Source organism: Streptomyces sp. NRRL S-340 (genome assembly GCF_000720185.1).
Lineage (GTDB): Bacteria > Actinomycetota > Actinomycetes > Streptomycetales > Streptomycetaceae > Streptomyces.
Map to the genome: position 1 here is coordinate 37,580 of NZ_JOIY01000027.1, position 22,014 is coordinate 59,593.

At 74.8% G+C, this 22,014-nt stretch carries 16 protein-coding genes; 10 read left to right on the plus strand and 6 right to left on the minus strand.

Annotated features, from left to right (window positions below; translation table 11 throughout):
- Nucleotides 1–11: 11 nt before the first annotated feature.
- Nucleotides 12–1,808, plus strand: coding sequence for an aromatic amino acid lyase (locus IG64_RS21290; RefSeq protein WP_037858576.1), 1,797 nt, complete (start codon nucleotides 12–14; stop codon nucleotides 1,806–1,808).
- A gap of 49 nt (nucleotides 1,809–1,857) precedes the next feature.
- On the opposite strand, the gene IG64_RS21295 is transcribed toward IG64_RS21290, so the two are convergent.
- A complete protein-coding gene (locus tag IG64_RS21295) occupies nucleotides 1,858–2,313 on the minus strand; it encodes a tellurite resistance TerB family protein (RefSeq protein WP_037858579.1) in 456 nt (151 codons plus the stop codon).
- 332 nt (nucleotides 2,314–2,645) lie between these two features.
- Here IG64_RS21295 and IG64_RS21300 point away from each other — a divergent pair, with 332 nt between their 5' ends.
- The 4 genes from IG64_RS21300 (at nucleotide 2,646) to IG64_RS21315 (ending at nucleotide 7,776) form a co-directional block, all read left to right on the plus strand.
- Nucleotides 2,646–3,308, plus strand: coding sequence for a ScbR family autoregulator-binding transcription factor (locus IG64_RS21300; protein ID WP_037858582.1), 663 nt, complete (start codon nucleotides 2,646–2,648; stop codon nucleotides 3,306–3,308).
- Nucleotides 3,309–3,803: 495 nt separating this feature from the next.
- A complete protein-coding gene (gene cyc2, locus IG64_RS21305) occupies nucleotides 3,804–5,966 on the plus strand; it encodes a germacradienol/geosmin synthase Cyc2 (protein ID WP_037858584.1) in 2,163 nt (720 codons plus the stop codon).
- A gap of 286 nt (nucleotides 5,967–6,252) precedes the next feature.
- The gene (locus tag IG64_RS41225; RefSeq protein WP_158771609.1) at nucleotides 6,253–6,525 is read left to right on the plus strand and encodes a hypothetical protein; all 273 of its coding nucleotides are present in this window, start codon (nucleotides 6,253–6,255) and stop codon (nucleotides 6,523–6,525) included.
- Nucleotides 6,526–7,182: 657 nt separating this feature from the next.
- Nucleotides 7,183–7,776: a PDZ domain-containing protein gene (locus tag IG64_RS21315; protein ID WP_037858588.1), complete on the plus strand. Its 594-nt coding sequence runs from the start codon at nucleotides 7,183–7,185 to the stop codon at nucleotides 7,774–7,776.
- 144 nt (nucleotides 7,777–7,920) lie between these two features.
- Here IG64_RS21315 and IG64_RS21320 read toward each other — a convergent pair whose 3' ends face one another.
- Complete coding sequence (locus IG64_RS21320; protein ID WP_199811636.1) at nucleotides 7,921–8,676, minus strand: metallophosphoesterase; 756 nt, start codon at nucleotides 8,674–8,676, stop codon at nucleotides 7,921–7,923.
- A gap of 259 nt (nucleotides 8,677–8,935) precedes the next feature.
- Here IG64_RS21320 and IG64_RS21325 point away from each other — a divergent pair, with 259 nt between their 5' ends.
- Together IG64_RS21325 and IG64_RS21330 are read left to right on the plus strand one after the other, a co-directional pair.
- Nucleotides 8,936–10,063 carry an aminopeptidase P family protein gene (locus tag IG64_RS21325; protein WP_037858591.1) on the plus strand — a complete coding sequence of 376 codons (1,128 nt, stop codon included), beginning with the start codon at nucleotides 8,936–8,938 and terminating at the stop codon, nucleotides 10,061–10,063.
- A gap of 45 nt (nucleotides 10,064–10,108) precedes the next feature.
- Nucleotides 10,109–11,107: an aminoglycoside phosphotransferase family protein gene (locus IG64_RS21330; protein ID WP_051813159.1), complete on the plus strand. Its 999-nt coding sequence runs from the start codon at nucleotides 10,109–10,111 to the stop codon at nucleotides 11,105–11,107.
- A gap of 117 nt (nucleotides 11,108–11,224) precedes the next feature.
- Here IG64_RS21330 and treZ read toward each other — a convergent pair whose 3' ends face one another.
- On the minus strand, nucleotides 11,225–12,979 hold the full coding sequence (gene treZ / locus IG64_RS21335; RefSeq protein WP_037858593.1) for a malto-oligosyltrehalose trehalohydrolase: 1,755 nt from the start codon (nucleotides 12,977–12,979) through the stop codon (nucleotides 11,225–11,227).
- 172 nt (nucleotides 12,980–13,151) lie between these two features.
- Between treZ and IG64_RS21340 the strand changes: the two genes are divergently transcribed.
- The gene (locus IG64_RS21340; RefSeq protein ID WP_037858596.1) at nucleotides 13,152–13,703 is read left to right on the plus strand and encodes a DUF1707 and FHA domain-containing protein; all 552 of its coding nucleotides are present in this window, start codon (nucleotides 13,152–13,154) and stop codon (nucleotides 13,701–13,703) included.
- Nucleotides 13,704–13,806: 103 nt separating this feature from the next.
- Entirely contained in the window at nucleotides 13,807–14,247 is a 441-nt protein-coding gene (locus IG64_RS21345; protein ID WP_037858598.1) for an SSI family serine proteinase inhibitor, read from the plus strand.
- A gap of 46 nt (nucleotides 14,248–14,293) precedes the next feature.
- Here the strand turns inward: IG64_RS21345 and IG64_RS21350 are convergent, their stop codons facing one another.
- Both IG64_RS21350 and treY read right to left on the minus strand, forming a co-directional pair.
- The gene (locus IG64_RS21350) at nucleotides 14,294–15,544 is read right to left on the minus strand and encodes a M14 family zinc carboxypeptidase (RefSeq protein ID WP_037858601.1); all 1,251 of its coding nucleotides are present in this window, start codon (nucleotides 15,542–15,544) and stop codon (nucleotides 14,294–14,296) included.
- A 108-nt stretch (nucleotides 15,545–15,652) separates the two neighbouring features.
- Nucleotides 15,653–18,019, minus strand: coding sequence for a malto-oligosyltrehalose synthase (gene treY / locus IG64_RS21355; protein ID WP_037858604.1), 2,367 nt, complete (start codon nucleotides 18,017–18,019; stop codon nucleotides 15,653–15,655).
- Between the two features lie 80 nt (nucleotides 18,020–18,099).
- On the opposite strand from treY, the gene IG64_RS21360 reads away from it, so the two are divergent.
- A complete protein-coding gene (locus IG64_RS21360; RefSeq protein WP_037858608.1) occupies nucleotides 18,100–19,476 on the plus strand; it encodes an MFS transporter in 1,377 nt (458 codons plus the stop codon).
- A 126-nt stretch (nucleotides 19,477–19,602) separates the two neighbouring features.
- Here the strand turns inward: IG64_RS21360 and glgX are convergent, their stop codons facing one another.
- On the minus strand, nucleotides 19,603–21,720 hold the full coding sequence (gene glgX, locus IG64_RS21365; RefSeq protein ID WP_037858611.1) for a glycogen debranching protein GlgX: 2,118 nt from the start codon (nucleotides 21,718–21,720) through the stop codon (nucleotides 19,603–19,605).
- Between the last annotated feature and the right edge of the window lie 294 nt (nucleotides 21,721–22,014).

The following is a 22,014-nucleotide window of genomic DNA, read 5'->3' on the forward strand; positions in this document are numbered from 1 at the left end:
CCGGACCGGCAGTGGACAGTGCGACGCGGGCGCCCCGGGACGCGGAGGACACCCGTGTCGCGCTGGACGGCCGCCACCTCTCGCCGGCCGGCGTGGTCCGCCTCGCCGACGCCGCGGCCGAACCCGTCGTACCGCGCGAGGCGCTGGCACGGGCCCACCGCTCCTGGCGGGCCGCCGGGCGCCTGGCCGCGGGCGGCAGGCTCTACGGCCGCGGCACCGGTGTCGGCGCGCACCGCTCGGTGCCGGTGGACAGCCGGGACGAGGCCGAGCACGGCCTGCGGCTGCTGCGCAGTCACGCGGGCGGGGCGGGCGCGGTGCTCCCGGCCCGGCAGATCCGGGCGATGCTGGCCGTCCGCGCCAACCAGCTCCTCGCCGGCGGCTCCGGCATCCAGCCCGCTTTCGTCACCGCCCTCACCGAGGCACTCCGGCTCGGTGTGCACCCGGCGGTCAACGAGTACGGCGGCCTGGGCACCGGAGACCTGACGGCCCTCGCGCAGACGGGCCTGACCCTCATCGGCGAACGCCCCTGGCTGAACGGCACCCCGGCCGGCGCGGGCCGGTCCCGCGCGATGGCACCGCAGCAGGGCGTGCCCGGGCGCCGCGACCCGGGCGACGGACTCGGCGGATCCCTGACGCCGGGCGCCCTCGTGGAGAACACCCCGGCCGACGGCGTCCCGCCCGCGCGCGGATACCGTGCGGCGCAGACCTCGCCCGGTCCGGGCGGCGGCGCGGAGACGGGGCACCGCGCGGGCCCTGTGGCGGAGCCGGAGCACCGTCCGGGTCCCGCGGCCGAGATGTCACCGCGTCCGGGCGGCGCGGCGCGGGAGGCGCCCCTCGCGGGCACCGCCACCGCCGTTCCCGCGCTGCCCGCCCCCGTAGTGCCGCAGCCCGGCGACGCGCTCGCACTGCTCAGCAGCAACGCGCTCACCCTCGGCCAGGCCGCGCTCGCCTGCCACGACCTCGACGTGCTGCTGCGCGCCACGCACGCCGTGGCCGCCCTGTCGCTCGCCGCGGTCTCCGGTTCCCTGGAGGCGTACGCCGACCAGGTCCACGCGCTGCGCCCCTACCCCGGGGCCGCCCGCGCCGCCGCGGAGGTGCGGCGACTGTCCGGGCCGCCCGGCCCGCCGCACGGCACCGGAGAGCAACGGATCCAGGACCCGTTCGGTTTCCGCGCCTTCCCGCAGGCGCACGGCCCCGCCCTCCAAGCGGCGGACGCGCTGCGGCACATCGTCGAGGTGGAGGTCAACTGCCCCTCGGAGAACCCGCTCATCAGCGCCGACGGCACGACGGCCTACCACCACGGCGGCTTCTACGCGGCCCCGCTCGGCCTCGCCCTGGACGCCCTCGACCTCGCCGTGCTGCAGACCGCCCAGCTGTCGGCCGCCCGTCTCGCCGCGCTGGGCCGCCCGGACCTCACCGGCCTGCCCGCCTTCCTGGCCGAAGGTCCGCCGGGCAGCTCCGGCACGATGATCCTGGAGTACACCGCGAACTCCGCCCTCGCCGAGCTGCGCGCCTGCGCCGCGCCCGCCTCGGCCGGTCACGCGGTGCTCTCCCACGGCCTGGAGGAGGCCGCCAGCTTCGCCTCCCAGGCAGCCCGCCAGGCGCTGCGCGCGGTGGACGCCTACGCGACCGTCCTGGCGTGCGAACTGGTGGTCGCCGTCCGGGCGTTGCGCCGGCGTGCGCGGCCGCCGCGCACCGCGGCCTTCGCCGTGGCCGCCGCCGCGCTGCCCGCCGGCACCGAGGACCGCCCGCTGACGGCGGACGTCACCACCGCGACCGAGATCCTGCCGGTCCTGGCGGGACTGTGATCGCGCGGGCGGGCGGCGACGGGCGGCGCGGCGGTGCCGGCGGCGCTTCTCAGAGGTCGAACTCGTGCGGCGGCAGGTCCAGCGCGTAGCAGGCCTCACGGACCACGGCCCGCTCGGTCTTGTCGAAGTCGCCGTCCGCGCCGCCGATCACGATGCCGATCTGGACGACGGCCCGCGCCTCTGCGGGCTTCTTCTTCGCCTTGGCGATCTCCTGGAGCACGCTCACCTTGCCGAAGTCGAAGTCGGCGGTCAGCTTGTCCAGGTTCTCCTCGAAGCGGCGGCGCAGGTCGTCCGCGGGGAAGTTCTGCAGGACCTCGTTGCCGGCGATCAGCTGGGCGACGCGCCGGCGTTCCGAGGGGTCCACGGTGCCGTCGGCGGCGGCCACGAGCGCGCACATCGCCATGCTCGCGTCACGGAAGGCGCCGCTCTTCAGGTCGTTCTTCTTCGCCACCAGCTGGGTCTGCATCTGCGTCGCGGAATCCTTGATGCGGTCCCACAGGGCCATGGTGCTCTCCAAATGTCGGATCGTTCAGTTCTACAGCACCGTAGAAACTAGCGGCGGCGCGGATAAGTTCCGCGCGGCGCCGACGAGTACCGGTCGCCTTCCACCGGTCGCCGGATCCCCACCCGTGCGATCCCACGAGGCGGTACAGAAGAAACCGTCCTGCTGGTTTTGAACACTCCTCCGTTTGTGCGTATTTGGCAGCTTTTAGACCGGTGTGTCGCCATGAACGAACCAACTCACCTGTCTGGTGACGGGGTTGGCCGGTGGGCTATCGTGGAACGAGCAGGAAACAAACAGCGCGCCCCGTTCGTTAGAGCAGGAGTCTTCTGGCCATGGCGAGGCAGTTACGCGCCGAGCAGACACGCTCGACGATCATCACGGCGGCTGCCGACCTGTTCGACCGGCACGGCTACGAGCGCACCAGCCTGAGCGACATCGTCGAGCACGCCCAGGTCACCAAGGGCGCCCTGTACTTCCATTTCGCGGCCAAGGAGGACCTGGCCCACGCCATCATGGAGCTTCAGTCCCGGGCCGTGCGCCAGGTGACGGGCGAGGTGGAGGAGCGGGGTTGTCCGTCCCTGGAAGCGCTGATGCGCATCACCTTCGCCTTCACCCGGCTGTCCGTCGAGGGTCCGGTCGTCCGCGCGGGCTTCCGGCTCGCCACCGGCGGCGTCGAGGTGCGGCCACCGCTGCGCCACCCCTTCACGGAGTGGCTGGAGATCGCCACGAACCGGCTCCTCGCCGCGGTGCGGGAGGCCGACGTCCACCCCGACGTCGACGTCCATGCCGCCGCGCGCTCCCTGGTCTCCTTCTTCGTCGGCACCCGGGTCGCGGGCCGGCCCCTGGAACCGGTGGCCCGGCTGCCGCGCAGGACGACCGAGATGTGGCACCTGCTGATCCGCGGCCTGGTGCCCGTCCCCCGGCGACCGCGCTACCTCGGCCTCGCCGCCCAGCTGGAGCGGGAGACCGCCCTCGCCGATCCGCTGACCCGCTGACCGGGCCCCGGCTGACCGGTCGCGGCTGACCGGGCCGCGCGAGAGTGCGGCCCGTGCGGTGCTCGTCCCGCCGCGCTCGCCGCTCACCGGCGTGGATTCGACTTCCGGCAGTGGCCGGAGGGTGCCCGCTGTCCGTACCGTCGTCCGCGTGGACAGCACCATCACCGACGGTGCCTCGCCCAGCCCGCCGGGGGAGAGCCGCATGACGGCTCCCGCACCCACGGCCAGGACGGCCGGCGCGCCGAGCGGCCGGCCGGCTCGGACATTCTTCCGCGGTTCTCGTTCCATGAGGCCGACCGCAGGGACCGGAACAGCCGGAGACCCGGTCCGAACGACCGCACCGGACCCCTGACGTCCGTCGGGGGCGGCCCGCGGGCGACGGCGTCCGACGTCACCGGACCCGCGCCCGGGGCGCGTTCGGCGGTGATTCACGCGATGGTGTGATCGGATGCGTGCCGGAGGATGGCTGCCGGGCACGCCGGGTAGGGCCCGGCCATGACGCAGCAGCCCTTCGAACTACCGCACTTCTACATGCCGTACCCCGCGCGGCTGAACCCGCACCTCGACGAGGCGCGCGCCCACTCCACGCGGTGGGCGCGCAACATGGGCATGCTGGAGGGCTCCGGGATCTGGGACCAGTCCGATCTCGACGCGCACGACTACGGACTGCTGTGCGCCTACACCCACCCCGACTGCGACGGCCCCGCCCTGTCCCTGATCACCGACTGGTACGTGTGGGTCTTCTTCTTCGACGACCACTTCCTGGAGACGTTCAAGCGCACCCAGGACCGGACCGGCGGCAAGGCCTACCTGGACCGGCTGCCCCTGTTCATGCCCCTGGACGACGGCGCCGAAGTCCCCGAGCCGCAGAACCCGGTGGAGGCCGGCCTGGCCGACCTGTGGGCGCGCACGGTCCCGTCGATGTCGGCCGGCTGGCGACGCCGGTTCGCGGTGGCCACCGAGCACCTGCTGAACGAGTCCCTGTGGGAGCTGTCCAACATCAACGAGGGGCGGATCGCCAACCCCGTCGAGTACATCGAGATGCGCCGCAAGGTCGGCGGCGCCCCCTGGTCGGCGGGGCTCGTGGAGTACGCCACCGCCGAAGTGCCCGCGTCCGTCGCGCGGTCGAGGCCGCTCAGGGTGCTGATGGAGACCTTCTCCGACGCCGTGCACCTGCGCAACGACCTGTTCTCCTACCAGCGGGAGGTGGAGGACGAGGGTGAGCTGAGCAACGGCGTGCTGGTCCTGGAGACCTTCTTCGGCTGCACCACCCAGGAGGCCGCGGACACCGTCAACGACGTCCTCACCTCGCGCCTGCACCAGTTCGAGCACACCGCGCTCACCGAGGTGCCCGCCGTGGCCGCGGAGCACGGCCTCACCCCCGGCGAGATCGCGGCGGTGGCGGCGTACACCAAGGGCCTGCAGGACTGGCAGTCCGGCGGCCACGAATGGCACATGCGCTCCAGCCGGTACATGAACGCCCGGGCACGCCCGGTCAACCCCTGGCAGACCCCGTCCGGACCCGGCACCTCGGCCGTCGACGTGGGCGCGCTGCTCGCCGCGGCCGGCGCCGAACGCCTGCGCGCCTACACCCACGTCCCGTACCAGAAGGTAGGCCCCTCGCGCATCCCCGACCTGTACATGCCCTTCCCGCTGGAGCTGAGCCCGCACCTGGAGCGCTCACGGGCCCGGCTCGCCGACTGGTGCCACCGGATGGGCATCCTCACGGAAGGCGTCTGGGACGAGGACAAGCTCGCCGCCTACGACCTGGCCCTGTGCTCGGCGGGGCTGGACCCGGACGCGGCACCCGGGGAACTCGACCTGAGCGCGCAGTGGCTCGCCTGGGGCACCTACGGCGACGACTACTACCCACTGGTCTACGGCCACCGCCGCGACCTCGCCGCCGCGCGGCTGACCACGGCCCGTCTGTCGGCGTGCATGCCGGTCGACGGCGAGGAGGTCCCCGCCCCCCTCAACGCCATGGAGCGCGCTCTGGCCGATCTGTGGGCCCGGACCACCGCCGCGATGACCCCGGACCAGCGGCGCACCTTCAAACACGCGGTCGACTCGATGACCGAGAGCTGGGTGTGGGAGCTGTCCAACCAGATGCAGAACCGGGTGCCCGACCCCGTCGACTACCTGGAGATGCGGCGCGCCACCTTCGGCTCCGACCTCACCCTCAGCCTGTGCCGGATGGGTCACGGCCCGGCGATCCCGCCCGAGGTCTACCGCAGCGGCCCGGTCCGTTCCCTGGAGAACGCGGCCATGGACTATGCCTGCCTGCTCAACGACGTCTTCTCGTACCAGAAGGAGATCGAGTACGAGGGCGAGATCCACAACGCGATCCTCGTCGTGCAGCACTTCTTCGGCATCGGCTACCCCGCGGCGCTCGCCGTCGTGCACGATCTGATGACCCAGCGCATGCGCCAGTTCGAACACGTCGTCGCGCACGAACTGCCCGTGGTCTACGACGACTTCCAGCTGTCGTCGGAGGCCCGCGCGGCCATGGGGCGGTATGTCGCGGACCTGGAGAACTGGCTGGCCGGGATTCTGAACTGGCACCGGAACGTGAACCGCTACAAGGCAGAGTGGCTCGCCCGCCGCGCCCACGCCTTCCTCCCCGACCACCCGCCGGCCCCCGCCCTGCCCGTCGGCTGAACGGGCACCGGTTCAGCTCCGCCCGGTGCGGGGGCCGGCCCCGGTGCCCGTGCCGGAGCCGGGGGCGGTGGAGGTCAGGGTGTGGGGGCGCGGCGGTCGGCGCCGGTCCGGGCCAGCGCCGCGTGCTCTGGTTCATGACGATCTCGTCCAGCCCGCGGATCAGGGCCGCCCGTGCGTGCTCCCTCAGGCCCAGGTCCACGGCCGGCCCGGCCCAGGCGAGCAGCGGTTCACCGGGACCGCGTGGCCCGTCGGGGCCGGTCGCGGGCCGGGGGAGCGCGTCGGGGGCGTGGGCGAGGACCGTCTCGCGCAACGTCGGCCGGGGGTGGGAGTCCAGCAGGGCGTAGGCACATCCCTCCTCGGCGTTGAGCAGCAGGAAGCCGGGCTCGGTGCGCAGCAGCGCCGCGTGCAGCAGCGCGACGAGTTCCACGGGCGAGCGCTCGGGCAGGCCGAGGGCGGCACGCAGTTCGGCCCGCTCCTCGTCGATGCCGTAGTCCTCGCGCATCTCCGCCTCGGACTCGGCGACCAGGGCGAGGATCTCCTCCGCGCCGTCGGCCGGTGACAGGTCCAGGCAGTCCTGCCACCCGGGCAGGCCGATGAGCACCTCGAGCGCCGTGTCCACGTCGGAGCCGATGATCCCCGCCGAGCCCTCAGAGTCGGCGTAGAGCACGGAGCCGTCGCCGCACACGAAGTACGTGCCGCCCGACGCGTCGCCCGCGATCGGCTCCAGGGGGCCGCCGGAGGCGAGCCGGACCGGCTCGACGTGGTCGGCGCTTCCCAGGTCGAACTCGAAGGGGAAGGCCGCCAGTTCGGCCAGGCGCGGGCTGCTCCGCAGCTTGCGCAGGAGGTGGTCGCTCATGCCGCCGAACGTAACAGCCCTCACCGGCAGCGGTCCTCGCCGCGGGCAGCCGCCACCGACAACGGCCTTTGCCGCGGGCAGACGTCCCCGACCTCAGCCGTCCCCGACGACAGTCATCACAGAAAACAACCGTCCCCGCCAACCGCCGTGCCCGACAACAGTCATCACTGCCAACCGCCGTGCCCGACAACAGTCATCACCGCCGACAACCCGTCCCCGGCACAGGCGCTCGCCGTGGGCGGCCGCTCAGTCCCGCCGCTTTTCCTCCCGTCGCCTTCAGTCTCACTCGTTCGTGGCTCGTGGCGGGCCCGGGAGCCGGGTAGGCACCAGCCGGAGGCCGAAGGAGGCCGGAGGAGAACGATGGAACAGACTGCGTTGCGACCCAAGCCGTTGCCCGGCGGCGAGCCCGGTGCGGGCGCCGCGCGCGAGCGCGTCCGCCCGCAGCCCGGGAACCGGCGGGGCCGCCGGTTCACCGCGGCGGTGTGCGGCCTGGTCGCGGGCCTGGTCCTGCTGCTGGCCGGTGTCGGCCTGGGCGCGGTGGGCGCCACGGTCATCGGCATGAGCAGGCTGGCCGAGGTGCAGCGCCTGGCGGGGACGGCGGGGGCGGCGGCCGCCGCCGGGCAGGCGCCGCCGGCGAGGTCCGGGCCGGCGGGCCGGACACCGGCCGCGAGTGACGCGCCCGCGCCGGTGGGCCCGGCCCTCGGGCTGGAGGCGGTGGACGACGACGGGCCCGGAGCCCGGGTCGTCGGTGTGCACGTGCCGGGGCCCGCGTACTCGGCCGGGCTGGTCCGCGGGGACGTCCTGCTCGTGTTCGACGGAACGCGGATCGACTCGGCGGCGGACCTCGCGCGCGCGGTGGCCGGGGCCGGCCCGGGCCACCGGGTGGTCCTGACCGTGCGGCACCCCGGCGGCGGGTACCAGCAGCTCCACGTCACGCCGGGCGTCCTCACCTGACGTCACGGCACACCGGGCGCCACCCAACAGATGCCGGGCCGCTTGATGCCACGGATCAGGCCGCCGGCCACCTGACGTCACGGATCACACCCGGCGCCCCCTATCAAGTCGCGGGCCACCTGACGCCGCGGATCGGGCCAGGGATCACCCGGCGACCCGGAAGTGGCTCGTCAGGCGCCCCTCGTCGTCCAGGACGTGGTAGGCGACTCCGGGCGGAGCGTCCCGGTCCGCCGCGCCCTCGCCCTCCCAGGGCAGCCGCAGTGTCCAGGTGACCCCGGGGCCGACGACGAGCGGCCGCCCGGCGAACGTCGTGGCGGCGGCCGTGTGGGCGTGCCCGGTGATCAGCCCGGCGATCGCGGGCCGCCGCCGCAGCAGGGCGGCCAGCCGGTGCGGCTCGCGCAGCCGGTAGCGGTCGGGCAGGGGGTGGTGCAGTGCGACCGGCGGATGGTGCAGGGCCAGCAGCGCCGGTACGCCGTCGCCGAGGCCGTCGAGCGTCTGCTCGATCCAGCCGTACGTCTCCTCGTCGAGGGCGCCCTCGTCGCTGCCCGGGATGCTGGAGTCGCACATCAGCACCGCCGCGCCGTCGAGGACGTGCACGGAGTTGACCGGTCCGCCGGTCGCCGCCCGGCCCAGCAGCGCCTTGCGGTAGGCGGCGCGGTCGTCGTGATTGCCGGGGCAGGTGAGCACCGGGAACGGCGCGGCCCCGCCGGCCAGTCCCAGCAGCGCCGCGGCCTCCTCGTACTCGGCCTCCGCGCCGTGGTCGGCGATGTCCCCGGTCACCAGCAGCGCGTCCACCCGGCCCGGCAGCTCCCAGAGCGTGTCACGCACCCGCACGGCGCGTTCCGTCGCCCGCGCGGTGCCGTCCAGATGCAGATCGCTGATGTGCGCGATGACGAGCACGGCGTCGCCCTCCTGTCGCCCGGTCCCCCGGCTCATGGCAGTGAGGCGATCCCACCACGAGGATTAATGGTTGGGCAAGCATTGACCATTAACATGGATCCGGCAAAGCGGTGGTCCTCGGGCCGTCCCACCGGCGAGGATGGGGGCGTGACCCGTCGGGCCCGCCGACCGGCTCGCGCGGCCCCTCGCGCGCGGGCAGGATGCTGCCCGTGGTCACTGCTCGTCCCTCACCGCACCCCAGCCGCACACGGAGGACCGGATGACCGGCACCGCGCCCGCGCCCTTCACCGCCGACGACTACCGGGCCCGGATGGCACGCGCCGCACGGGCGGCGGCCGACGCCGGGCTCGCGGGACTCCTCGTGGCCCCCGGCCCCGACATGGTGTGGCTCACCGGCTACGCGCCGCCCGCCGACACCGAACGGCTCACCCTGCTGGTCCTGGCCCCCGGGCAGGACCCCGTCCTCGTCGTCCCGACCCTGGAGGCCCCGGACGCCGCCCGGGCCACCGGCGCGCCCGCGATGACCCTGCGCGACTGGACCGACGGCAAGGACCCCTACGCCGTCACCGCCGCCCTCCTCGACGCCCGCGGCCGCTTCGGCATCAGTGACAACGCGTGGGCCATGCACCTGCTGGGCCTCCAGCGGACCCTGCCCGGCACCTCCTACGCCTCCCTCACCGAGGCCCTGCCCATGCTCCGGGCCGTCAAGGACGCCGCCGAACTCGAACTCCTGGCCGCCGCCGCGGCCGCCGCCGACCAGGCCTTCGAGGAGATCCGCACGGTCCGCTTCGCCGGGCGCCGCGAGTTCGAGGTCGGCGCCGACCTCGCCGCCCTGCTGCGGCGCTTCGGCCACTCCCAGGTGGACTTCACCATCGTCGGTTCCGGCCCCAACGGCGCCAACCCGCACCACGAGATGGGCGACCGGGTCATCGAGCGCGGCGACATGGTCGTCCTCGACTTCGGCGGCCTCAAGGACGGCTACGGCTCCGACACCACCCGCACCGTCCACGTCGGCGAACCCACGGACGAGGAACGCCGGGTGCACGACGTCGTCCGCGAGGCCCAGGAGGCGGGCTTCCGCGCCGTGCGTCCGGGCGCCGCCTGCCAGGACGTCGACCGGGCCGCCCGCGCGGTCGTCGCGGACGCCGGGTACGGCGAGTACTTCATCCACCGCACCGGCCACGGCATCGGCGTCACCACGCACGAGCCGCCGTACATGATCGAAGGGGAGGAGCAGCCCCTCGTGCCCGGCATGTGCTTCTCCGTGGAACCCGGCATCTACCTGCCCGGCCGCTTCGGAGTGCGGATCGAGGACATCGTGACGGTCACCGAGGACGGGGGCCGCCGCCTCAACGACACCACCCGGGAGATGGTCATAGTGGACTGACCCGCCGGCAGCCCCCACCCCCGACCCGAACGACACGGCGCGACGATGACCCAGGCACCGACACCCACCGCGGACACGGTCCGCCGGCTGGTCCGCACCCTGCTCCCCGACGGCCCGGGGGGCCGGGGCGGCGGCACCGGCGGACCCGACGTCCGGCCCGTCGCCGAGGGCGGCGAGCACTCCACCTGGTGGGTCGGCGCCCGCCATGTGCTGCGCCTCGCCCCCGACCGTGCCGCCTCCGCGCGCCGGCGCCGCGAACTGCGCCTGCGCGACCTGGCCCGCCCGCACCTGCCGGTGGCCGTCCCCGCGAGCGTGGCGCACGGCGACTGGGCGCCCGGACTGGCGTACACCCTGGACACGAGGATCCCCGGCGGCACGGCCGGCGAGCACGAGGTCTCCGCCCTCGGCGAGGACGACCTGGCCGGGCTGCTCACCGGGCTGCGCGCGGTGCCCGTCCGGCAGGCCGAGACGCTCGGCGTGCCGCGCGCCGCCCCCCGCTCCCTGGAGGCGCTGCGCCGGATGGCCGTGCACGCCGCGGAACTCCTCGGGAAGGCCGACGAGTTCGAACCCGCGCGGATGCACCAGCTCGCCCCGTCCGCCGCGGCCCAGCTGGCCGCCCAGCCGGGCACGGCGGTCCTCGTCCACCACGGCCTGTCGGCCGAGCACCTGGTGGTCGCCCCCGACGGCCGGGTCCGCGGCGTTCTGGACTGGACCGACGCGGCCGTCGGCGACCCCGCCGAGGACATCGCGGGCCTCGCCCTGGCCGTCGGGTCACCCGCCGCCGTGCGCGCCGCCACCCTCGCCGGGTACGGGGCCCGGCCCTGCCTGCGCGGCCTGTGGCTGGCCCGCTGCGACACCGTGATCCGCCTCGCCGCCCGCCTGGAGGGCCGCGACGACAGCCCGCTGCCGCTGCTGCGGGTCCAGTTGCGGCACGCCTGGGAGGCGATCCTCCTGGAGCGGGTCACGGAATTCCGCGAGGACGCGGACCCGGGCACGGACCCGGACCCGGACGAAGGCGGGGACGCCGGGGACGCCGCACGCTGACGAGGCCGGCCACGGCGAGGGCCCCGCACCTCGACGAGGCCGGCGACGGCGGGAGGCCGCACCGGAACGAGGGCGGGGGCTGCGGCGGCCCCGCGGCCGGGCGAGGGCGGTGCGGGCTCAGCTCTGCGCCAGCACCACGCACGACCGGCCGGGCAGGCGCAGCAGACCGTCCTCGTCGGGTGCCTCGACCGGCTCCCAGGCGGCGAGCACCCGGGCCGGCCGGGTGCCCAGCGGGATCGCCGCCGCACCGGTGCCGAGGTTGACGGCCACCCGTACGTCCCCGCGCCGGAAGGCCAGCCAGCGCGCCTCCTCGTCGTAGGCGACCCGGGTCGCGGCGAGGTCGGGGTCGGTGAGGTCCGGCAGCCGGCGCCGGAGCGCGATCAGCCGCCGGTACCAGGCCAGCACGCGCGCGTGCGGCTCGCGTTCCGGCTCGGACCAGTCCAGGCAGGAGCGGTCCCGGGTCGCCTCGTCCTGCGGATCGGGCACGTCCTCCTCCGCCCACCCGTGCGCCGCGAACTCCCTCCGCCTGCCCCGGCGCACGGCCTCGGCCAGGTCCGGGTCGGTGTGGTCGGTGAAGAACTGCCACGGGGTGCCCGCCGCCCACTCCTCACCCATGAAGAGCATCGGCGTGAACGGCGCGGTCAGCGTCAGCGTGGCCGCGCACGCCAGCAGCCCCGGCGCGTCCGCCAGCAGGCCGGACAGCCGGTCGCCCTGGGCCCGGTTGCCGACCTGGTCGTGGGTCTGGGCGTAGCCGAGCAGCCGGTGGCCGGCCACGCGGGTGCGGTCCAGGGGGCGGCCGTGGTGGCGGCCCCGGAAGCTGGAGTACGTCCCGTCGTGGAAGTAGCCGCCGGTGAGCGTCTTGGCGACCGCGGCGAGCGGGGCCCGCGCGAAGTCGGCGTAGTAGCCCTGGGACTCGCCCGTCACGGCCGCGTGCAGCGCGTGGTGGAAGTCGTCGCTCCACTGGGCGTGCAGCCCGAGGCCGTGCTCCGCGCGCGGGGTGATCAGCCGCGGGTCGTTCAGGTCCGACTCCGCGATCAGGAACAGCGGGCGGCCGAGGTCCGCCGAGAGCGCGTCCACGGCCGTGGACAGCTCCTCCAGGAAGTGGCGCGCGCGGGTGTCCACCAGCGCGTGCACCGCGTCCAGGCGCAGCCCGTCGAGCCGGTAGTCGCGCAGCCAGGCCAGCGCGCTGCCGACCAGGAAGTCGCGCACCTCGTCGGAGCCGGGCGCGTCCAGGTTGACGGCGGAGCCCCACGGCGTGTGATGGGTGTCCGTGAAGTACGGGCCGAAACGCGGAAGGTGGTTCCCCGAGGGGCCCAGGTGGTTGTGCACCACGTCCAGGACCACGCCCAGCCCCAGCTCGTGCGCCCGGTCGACGAAGCGCTTCAGCCCCTCCGGTCCGCCGTAGGGCTCGTGCACCGCCCACAGCGACACCCCGTCGTAGCCCCAGCCGTGCCGGCCGGGGAACGGGCACACGGGCATCAACTCCACGTGCGTGACGCCGAGTCCGGTCAGGTGCTCCAGGCGTGCCGCCGCCGCGTCGAACGTGCCCTCGCGCGTGTACGTGCCCACGTGCAGCTCGTAGAGGACCGCGCCGGGCAGCGGGTGCCCCGGCCAGTCGGGGGTGCGCCAGGCATGGCGCCCGTGGTCGACCACCGCGCTCAGCCCGTCCGGGCCGTCCGGCTGCCGCCGCGACCGCGGATCGGGCAGCACGGGGCCGTCGTCCAGGGCGAAGCCGTAGCGCGAGCCGTCCCGCGCGGCGGCCTGCCCGCTCCACCATCCCGGCCGCTCGGGATCGCGCTCCAGCGCGCGCGTGGCGCCGTCGCACTGGAGCGTCACACGGCCGGCCTGCGGTGCCCACACCTCGAACTGCACGGACGGTTCCCCTTCGTCTGTCCACCGTGACGGAGTCCTCCATCGTCCTCCAAAGGAGGTCGATGCGCTTTTGAATCCACCCATTCGCGCGAGGTGTCGTCACTTCGGCGCGCCGCGTGGCCCTCCTCGCGTTTCCTGGACACCCCGCGGCCGTTGGCCGACAATCACGAACGTGACGTCGTCCTTCGAGATCCATCCGTACCCCGCGCGGTTGTCCGACGCGGAGCGCGACCGGGCACTGAAGGTGCTGCGCGACGGCGTCGCGGCGGGCCGGCTGTCGCACGACACGTTCGTGCGGCGCATGGAACTGGCGCTGGCCGCCCGTCGCCCCGACGAACTCGCGGTGCTGACCTCGGACCTGTCCACCGAGGGCAGGCTCTCCCGCATGGTGTTCGGCACCGTGGAGGCCGTCTCCGGCTTCACCGTACGGCTGCGCAGGGCCTGGCAGGCCGAGCGGCTGCCCAAGCTGCTGCTGCCGCACCCGGCCGGAGGCCATCCGCTGCGCATAGGCCGCGACCCGGCGAGCGGCCTGAGACTGAACCACGAGACCGTCTCGCGGGCCCACGCCGAACTGCGCCGGCAGGGCGGTCTGTGGATCCTGCGCGACCTCGGCTCGACCAACGGCACCACCGTCAACGGCCGGCGGGTGACCGGCGCGGCCGTCGTCCGCGAGGGCGACCAGGTGGGCTTCGGGCAGGTGACGTACCGGCTCTCGGCGGACTGAGCGGCCCGGACCGCCCCCGGACGGGGCAGCGGGAGGCCCGGCGGTGCTCCCGTTCGGGTGAGCGGGACTGCGGTCCGCGCGGCGGCGTGCCGATACACCGGCCATGACCCACTCCATCACCAAGGCGGCGACCCGGTGGCTGCGCCGCGGGCTGCCGGTCACCGCGGCCCTCCTCATCGCGGCCGCGGTCCCCGCCCAGGCGGCCCGGACCTCCCCGCGGCAGGCGGACCGCGGCGACTGGCTCTACGTCACCGTCACCCACGGCGACACCCGCTCGGGCGGTGACACCCGCGGCACCCTGCTGCTGTGCGACCCGCCCCACGGGCACTCCCACGCGGCCCAGGCCTGCGCCGAGCTGCGGTCGGCGCGCGGCGACATCCGCGGCATTCCCCGCAAGGACGTCTTCTGCTCGATGATCTACGCCCCCGTGACCGTCCAGGCGCGCGGCGAGTGGCAGGGACGCGCGGTCGACTACACGGAGACCTTCGCCAACGCGTGCGAGATGAACGCCCGGACGGGGAACGTGTTCACGCTGGACGGGTGAGGATCCGCGCCGGCGGGGGCGCGGGCACCCGTCCGCGTCCCCGCCCTCACGCGCCCACGTCCCGGGCGTGGCGGGCCGTCTCCACCACCGTGCGGGACTGGTGCTCGACCTGGTGCTCCAGCGGCACCCAGCGGGCCCGGAAGCGGTCCGCGAAGGCCGTGCTCCAGGTCGCGACGAGCCGTTCGAGGCCCGGCGCGGCCCGGTCGTCGGCCTCGCGCAGCACCCGCAGCAGCATCGCGGCGGCCCGCAGCGGCAGCCGGCGGCCGAACGCGTCGACGCTGCCGACGTAGGCCATCGTCGTGTCGGCGGGCGGGGTGTGCACCCAGTCCGCCGCGAGCCCCGGCACCAGGCCCAGCCCCCAGCGCGCCGCGCGCAGCAGCGGCCCGTCGGCGCCCCGCAGCCGGGGCAGCGCGTCGGCGAGCACCAGCTCCACCTCCCGCGCGTCCCGCAGCAGCCGGGCCGCCAGCCGTCGTATCGCCGCCTGCGGAGCGGGGTGCGGGGCCGGGTCGTCGACCAGGTCGCTCGCCCACATCGGGACCTCCACGACCGCCGTCAGGCCGCCGTGGCGGTGGGCGCGGTACCACGTGCTCAGCCGCGCGTCGTCGGGCAGGCTCGGGTACGCCGGCGCTGAGCCGGGCGTCGGCATCACCCGTACGCCGGGCCCGGAGACGGGCCAGCCGGCCGCGTCGCAGGCGCCCGTCTCCACCGGGATGTGCAGCTCCGCCGCCGACTTGGCGAAAGGTTCCGCCAGCCCCGGGACGTCGCGGGTGAGCTGCACCCAGCTGCCGCCCAGCTCCGTGCCGTGCAGGGTCACCTGGAGGTAGGGCCGCAGCGCGTCGATGACACCGGTCAGCGCACGGGTCTCGGGCGGCAGCCGGTCGGGCGGCAGCACGGACGGCGACCACTCCGGCTGCTCCGCCCCGGCCGGGCGGAAGAAGCCGTGGTGGTAGTCGAGCAGGCTGCGCGGGGCCGGCGTCACGTGCAGGCTCGCCCCGTCCGGGTCCGCGCAGAGCAGGAAGTGCCAGGAGGTCCCGGCCCGCAGTTCCCGCTCGGTCAGCACCCGGCGTGCCAGTGCGAGGAGGGTCGAACCGCCCGTGGGCTCGTTGGCGTGGGCGCCCGCGACCACCAGGACGGCCCGCCGGGCACGGCCGACGGACAGCAGGTGCAGCGGTCTGCCCGCGCGGGAGACGCCGACCTGGTCCAGGGTGCACAGGCCCGGCCGGTGCGCGGCCAGCGACCGGGCCGAGGCCACGAGTTCGGGAACACTGGGATAGCGCGGCTCCGGCACTGGACTCACCCCCGTACTGGCCCGCCCGGCTTCGCATCCGCAGTACCCCACGGCCGGTGGTGACTGTCAAGTGGCCGCTCACTCCCAGCCGCCCCGGACGCCCGGCCCGGCCCGTGCTCAGCCCTGCCCGCCGGGCCCGCCGGTCCGTTCCAGCAGGGCCACCGGCAGGGCCGCGAACAGGTCCTCCGCGCGCGCGTGGCCCTCGAAGTGCCGTCCCGGGGCGAGGACGTCCGTCCAGCGCCCCGGCGGCAGGGGCAGCCGGGTGCCGCGCCAGCCGCCGGCCTCGGCCAGGCGCAGGGACAGCCGGGTCACGGCCGTGACGACCTCGTCCGAGCGCGCGAACGCCGCGCAGTGGTCCGCCGCCGCGCCCTCGGCCCGCAGCGGGGTGTACGTCGCGGCGGCGCCGAAGACGTCCGGGCGGCGCGCGCGCAGCCGCAGCGCCGCCGCCGTCACCGCGCCCTTGACGCCGGCGTCCGCGGGCGGCAGCTCCGCGGGCCGCCGGTTGTCCGGGTCCACCAGGGCCCGGTACTCGGCCTCGGTGCCCTGGTAGAGGTCGGGCACGCCCGGCATCGTCAGGTGCACCAGGGCGGTGCCCAGCACGTTCGCCCGGATGTGCGGCTCCAGCGCGGCGCGGAAGGCCGCCACACGCGCGCCGGACGGCCCGCACGGCCCCTCGGCGACGAACCGCTCCACCGCCTCCTCGTACGGCGCCTCCTGCTCCGTCCAGCTCGTGTACAGGCCCGCCTCGCGCACGTGCTTCAGCAGCGCCGGCCCCACCCGCTCCGCGTCCGCCTCCCCGAGGCCGAACACCGTCTGCCAGGCCGCCCACGCCAGTTGCGCGTCGGGCGCGCCCACCCCCTCACCGAGCGGCCCGGCCAGCAGTTCCGCCCACCGCCCCGGGCACTCGGTCAGCACGGCCAGCGCCGCCCGCACGTCCGCGCTGCGCTTGGTGTCGTGGGTGGAGACCACCGTCCCGGTGACGGGCCAGTCGCGCTGCACGCGCGCGCAGTACGCGTGGAAGTCCTGCGGCGACACGGCCGGACGGCCCGGATCGCCGCCGACCTCGTTGGCCGACAGCAGCGGCACGTACCGGTAGTAGGCCGTGTCCTCCACGGACTTGGCGCGCAGCGCGGAGGCGGCCTGCGCGAACCGGGTCCGCAGCTCCACCGCCTGCGGCCCCGCACCGGCCCGCCCGAGCACGAGATCCCGTACGACGTCCACGGCCCCGCCCTCCTCGGGCACGGTGAAGGCGCGCCGGGCGGCCCCTGCGGCCTCCTCCGTGACCACCGAGGCGGCGTCCACGGAGGCGTAGGGCCGGTACACCTCCAGGCGGACCAGCAGCTCCTGGAGCGCGGTGCGCAGCGCCCAGGGCGCGCGGTCGCGCAGCGCCGGATCCGGCGCGGACGAGCACGCGCGGTCCGCCACCCGGGTCAGTCGCTCGGTCTCGGCGGCCAGCTCGTGCGTGATCACCTTGTAGGCGGCCCGCCGCACCGTGGCCGCCCAGTCGCCGCCGCGGTCGGTCTGCGGGGCGGCGAAGCGCCGGTAGTGCTCCAGCAGTTCGCCCGCGCCGGACGGGTCGACGAACAGGCCGTCGACGTGCCGCAGGGCGTCGTAGCCGGTGGTGCCGGCCACCGGCCAGGAGGGCGGCAGGGGTTCGCCGTCGGAGAGGATCTTCTCCACGACCGTCCAGCACCCGCCACTCGCCCCGTGCAGCCGCCGGAGGTAGCCGTCGGGGTCGGCGAGACCGTCGGGGTGGTCGATCCGCAGCCCGTCGATCACGCCCTCGCCGAGCAGCTGGAGGATCTTGGCGTGGGTGGCCGCGAACACCTCCGGGTCCTCCACGCGCAGGCCGATCAGCTGCGAGATGCTGAAGAAGCGCCGGTAGTTCAGTTCCGTGCGCGCCAGCCGCCACCACACCGGGCGGTACCACTGCGCGTCCAGCAGCTCGGGCAGCGGCAGCCCCTCGGTGCCCGCGCGCAGCGGGAAGGCGTGGTCGTGGTAGCGCAGGACGTCGCCGTCCGCCTTCAGGTGGCCGGTCTCCTCGCCGACCGGCCCGCCGAGCACCGGCAGCAGCACCTTGCCGCCCTGCGCCTCCCAGTCGATGTCGAACCAGCGCGCGTACGGGGACGCCGGCCCCTCGCGCAGCACCTCCCACAGGGCGGGGTTGTGCCGCGGGACCATCGCCATGTGGTTGGGCACGATGTCCACGATCAGGCCGAGGCCGTGCTCCCGCGCGGTGCGCGCCAGCGCGCGCAGGCCCTCCTCGCCGCCGAGTTCGCCGCGCACGCGCGTGTGGTCCACGACGTCGTAGCCGTGCGGCGAACCCGGCACGGCCTCCAGGACGGGGGACAGGTGCAGGTGCGAGACGCCGAGCGACGCCAGGTACGGCACGGCCGCCGCGGCGGCCGTGAACGGGAACGCGGGCTGGAGCTGGAGCCGGTAGGTGGCCGTGGGCACGACGGGTACGGGGTGCTCGGGTGTCATGCGATGCTACGTACCCGCCCGGCCGGGTTTCGTGTCATCCGTCCGTCCACGTGTCCCGCGCGCGTGGCTAGCTTCGGACGATGACCACACCGCGGCCGCGCAGCACACGGGAGACCTACGGCGACGTGATCGGCCTGACCGGGCCGCTGCTCCCGGTGGTGTCGTTCCTGGGGCGGCTGCCCACGGCCACCATCCAGTTCGGCAGCGTGCTGCTCGTCGCCCGGACGAGTGACTCGCTGGCCGCGGCCGGGGCGACCGGCGGGGCGCTCGCCCTCGGCCAGGTCTCCTGCGGGCCGCTCGTGGGGCGCCTGGCGGACCGGCACGGCCAGCGGACGGTCGTCCTCCTGTGCGCCTGGGCCAACGCCGTCGCCGTCACCGCACTGGTCGCCGGGGCGCTCGCCGGGCTCGGCACTCCGGCGCTCGCGCTGCTGGGCGCGGGCGCGGGGGCGACCGTGCCGCTGATCGGCCCGCTGGCCCGCGCCCGTCTCGTCGCCCTCGCCCGCCGGGCCGCGGCTCCCGAGTCCACGGTCGGTGCGGCCCTGTCCTTCGAAAGCACGCTCGACGAGATCTCCTTCGTCCTCGGTCCCGCCCTCGTCGGCCTGGCGTCGGTCCTCGCGCACCCGGCGTACGCCCTGGGCGCGGCGGCGGTGCTGGTGGCCGTGTGCGGCACGGGCTTCGCCCTCCACCCGACGGCCGCGGCGACCGGCCCGGCGGACCGTCGGGCGGAGGGAGTCCGGGCGGCGGACGCAGGCCGGGCGGTGGACGGGCGCCGGGCGGCCGTCGGTGTACGCCGGGTCCTCACACGCGCGGGTGGTGGCCGCCGGGCGGGCTCCGGACGCGCGCCCATGCCGCGCTCCGTGCACGCGCTGCGGGCCGCGCTGGCCCTCCAGGGGGCGATGTTCGGCGCCTGCCAGGCGGGGATCACGGCGCTGACCGGGCGGCTGGGGCAGGAGGACCAGGCCGGGCTCGTGTACGCCGCCATGGGGGTGATGAGCGCGGTCGCCGGGCTGGCCATGGCGGCCCTTCCCGCCCGCTTCGGGCTGCGGGCGCGCTGGCGCACGGCCACCGCGGCGGCGTTCGCGCTGTCCCTGCCGCTGCCGGGCACGCACACACTGACCGGGCTGTACGTCGTGGTGACCGTGCTCGGAGTGGCGTACGCCCCGCACCTGGTCACCGTGTTCGGGCTCACCGAACGGGTGGTGCCGCCGGCCCGGCTCGCCGAGGCGATGGCCTGCGCCACGAGCGCGATCGTCGCCGGACAGGCGCTCGCCGTCGCCGTCTGCGGCCGTCTCGCCGACGCCCGGGGACCCGGTGCGGCCTTCGCCGTGGCGAGCACCGCGGCCGGGCTGGCCGCCGTGCTCGCCCTGACGGCGCGGCCGGCGGTCCGCGGCGAGGACCGCGCGGGCGCCGCCCGCGCGCGCGTGCCCGCCGACGACCGCGCCGGCCCGGCCCGCTGAGACCCCGCCCCGCGATCCGGCCCGGTCCGGAGGCCTACGAGCGTCAGGGCCCGGCACGCCGAGAGCACGCACCTGACGCCGCGCGGCCCGTCCTGCGGGCGGACGACGGGAATGTGACGACACGGACTAGGCCGGGCGCTGGAGCACGACCATGCTGCGGTCCTTGAGGGTGAGCCGGTCGCCGGCCTGGGCCTTGCGGCCGGTACCGGGCGGGACGGGTGCGGTGCGGGCGGTGTCCACGACCACCTGCCACTGGCGTCCGTGATCGACCGGGACGACGAAGTCGAGGGACTTCGGCGCGGCGTTGAACAGCAGCAGGAACGAGTCGTCGCTGATCCGCTCCCCGCGCGGGCCCGGCTCGGAGATCGCGTTGCCGTTGAGGAACACGGTCAGCGCGGAGGCGCGTGCCGAGCCCCAGTCCTGCTGGGTCATCTCCTTGCCTTCGGGGGTGAACCAGGCGATGTCGGACAGCTCGTCGTGGGTGCCCTCCACCGGCCGCCCGTGGAAGAAGCGGCGCCGCCGGAAGACCGGGTGCTCCTTGCGCAGCCGGGCCATCGCCCGCACGAACTCCAGCAGGTCGCTGCCCTGCTCGCCGGGCTCCGGCCAGCGCACCCAGGCCAGCTCGTTGTCCTGGCAGTAGGCGTTGTTGTTGCCCTTCTGGGTGCGGGCGAACTCGTCGCCGTGGCTGATCATCGGCACGCCCTGGGAGAGCATCAGCGTGGAGAGGAAGTTGCGCATCTGGCGCGCCCGCAGCTCCAGCACCTCCGGATCGTCCGTCGCACCCTCGGCCCCGCAGTTCCAGGAGCGGTTGTGGCTCTCGCCGTCCCGGTTGTCCTCGCCGTTGGCCTCGTTGTGCTTGTCGTCGTACGCCACCAGGTCGTGCAGCGTGAAGCCGTCGTGGCAGGTCACGAAGTTGATCGAGGCCAGCGGACGGCGGCCGTCGTCCTGGTAGAGGTCGGAGGAGCCGGTCAGCCGGGAGGCGAACTCCGCGAGCGCCCGCGGCTCGCCCCGCCACAGGTCCCGCACGGTGTCGCGGTACTTGCCGTTCCACTCCGTCCACAACGGCGGGAAGTTCCCCACCTGGTAGCCGCCCTCGCCGACGTCCCACGGCTCGGCGATCAGCTTCACCTGGGAGACCACCGGGTCCTGCTGCACCAGGTCGAAGAACGACGACAGCCGGTCCACCTCGTGGAACTGCCGCGCCAGGGTGGCCGCCAGGTCGAAGCGGAAGCCGTCCACGTGCATCTCGGTGACCCAGTAGCGCAGCGAGTCCATGATCAGCTGGAGCACGTGCGGGGACCGCATCAGCAGGGAGTTCCCGGTGCCCGTGGTGTCCATGTAGTAGCGCGGGTCGTCCGTGAGCCGGTAGTACTGGGGGTTGTCCAGGCCCTTGAAGGACAGCGTCGGACCCAGGTGGTTGCCTTCGGCTGTGTGGTTGTAGACCACGTCGAGGATGACCTCGATGCCGGCCTCGTGCAGCGCCCTGACCGCCGACTTGAACTCCAGGACCTGCTGGCCGCGGTCGCCCCAGGAGGTGTACGCGTTGTGCGGGGCGAAGAAGCCGATCGTGTTGTAGCCCCAGTAGTTGTTCAGGCCCATGTCCACCAGACGGTGGTCGTTCACGAACTGGTGTACGGGCATGAGTTCCAGCGCCGTCACGCCCAGCTCGGTCAGGTGCTCGATGACCGCCGGGTGGGCCAGCGCCGCGTAGGTGCCGCGCAGCTCCTCCGGGAGCCCGGGGTGGCGCATGGTGAGGCCCTTGACGTGCGCCTCGTAGATCACCGTCTCGTGGTAGCCGCGCCTGGGCGGCCGGTCGTCGCCCCAGTCGAAGTACGGGTTCACCACGACCGAGGTCATGGTGTGCGGGGCGGAGTCCAGGTCGTTGCGCCGCTCCGGGTCGTCGAAGTGGTAGCCGTAGACCTCCTCGCCCCACCGGACGGAGCCGCTGATCGCACGTGCGTACGGATCCAGGAGCAGCTTCGCGGAATTGCAGCGCAGACCGCGCTCCGGGGCGTACGGCCCGTGCGCACGGAACCCGTACCGCTGCCCCGGCATGACGCCCGGCACGTACGCGTGCCGCACGAACGCGTCGCTCTCCCGCAGTTCCACCGCCGTCTCCGAGCCGTCGTCGTGCAGCAGACACAGCTCTACTCGGTCCGCGGCCTCCGTGAAGACCGCGAAGTTGGTGCCGGCGCCGTCGTACGTGGCGCCGAGCGGATACGCCTCTCCAGGCCAGACCTGCATGGACACGACTCTCTCAGGTGTACGGCGCCGCGGGTGGCGCCCCTGGTCCCGAGTGTCCCCGAAAGTGGGGCCGCCACCTATGACTTCGCGGCGGGTGCGTCGCCCCGCCGGTCCCGTCCGAAGGTGTTCGAATTACCCCGGGTGCCGGGCATGATGCGGCGTCAACGGCATGATTTCGCTCACTGTGCCGACGGGCCATGCCGGAACGCGTATGCGGCAGGGGGAAGTTGGGAAAGGAGCTGTCCATCCGGCTGCACCGCGCACCGCTCCCGGAGTACCCTTCCTTGATCGTTG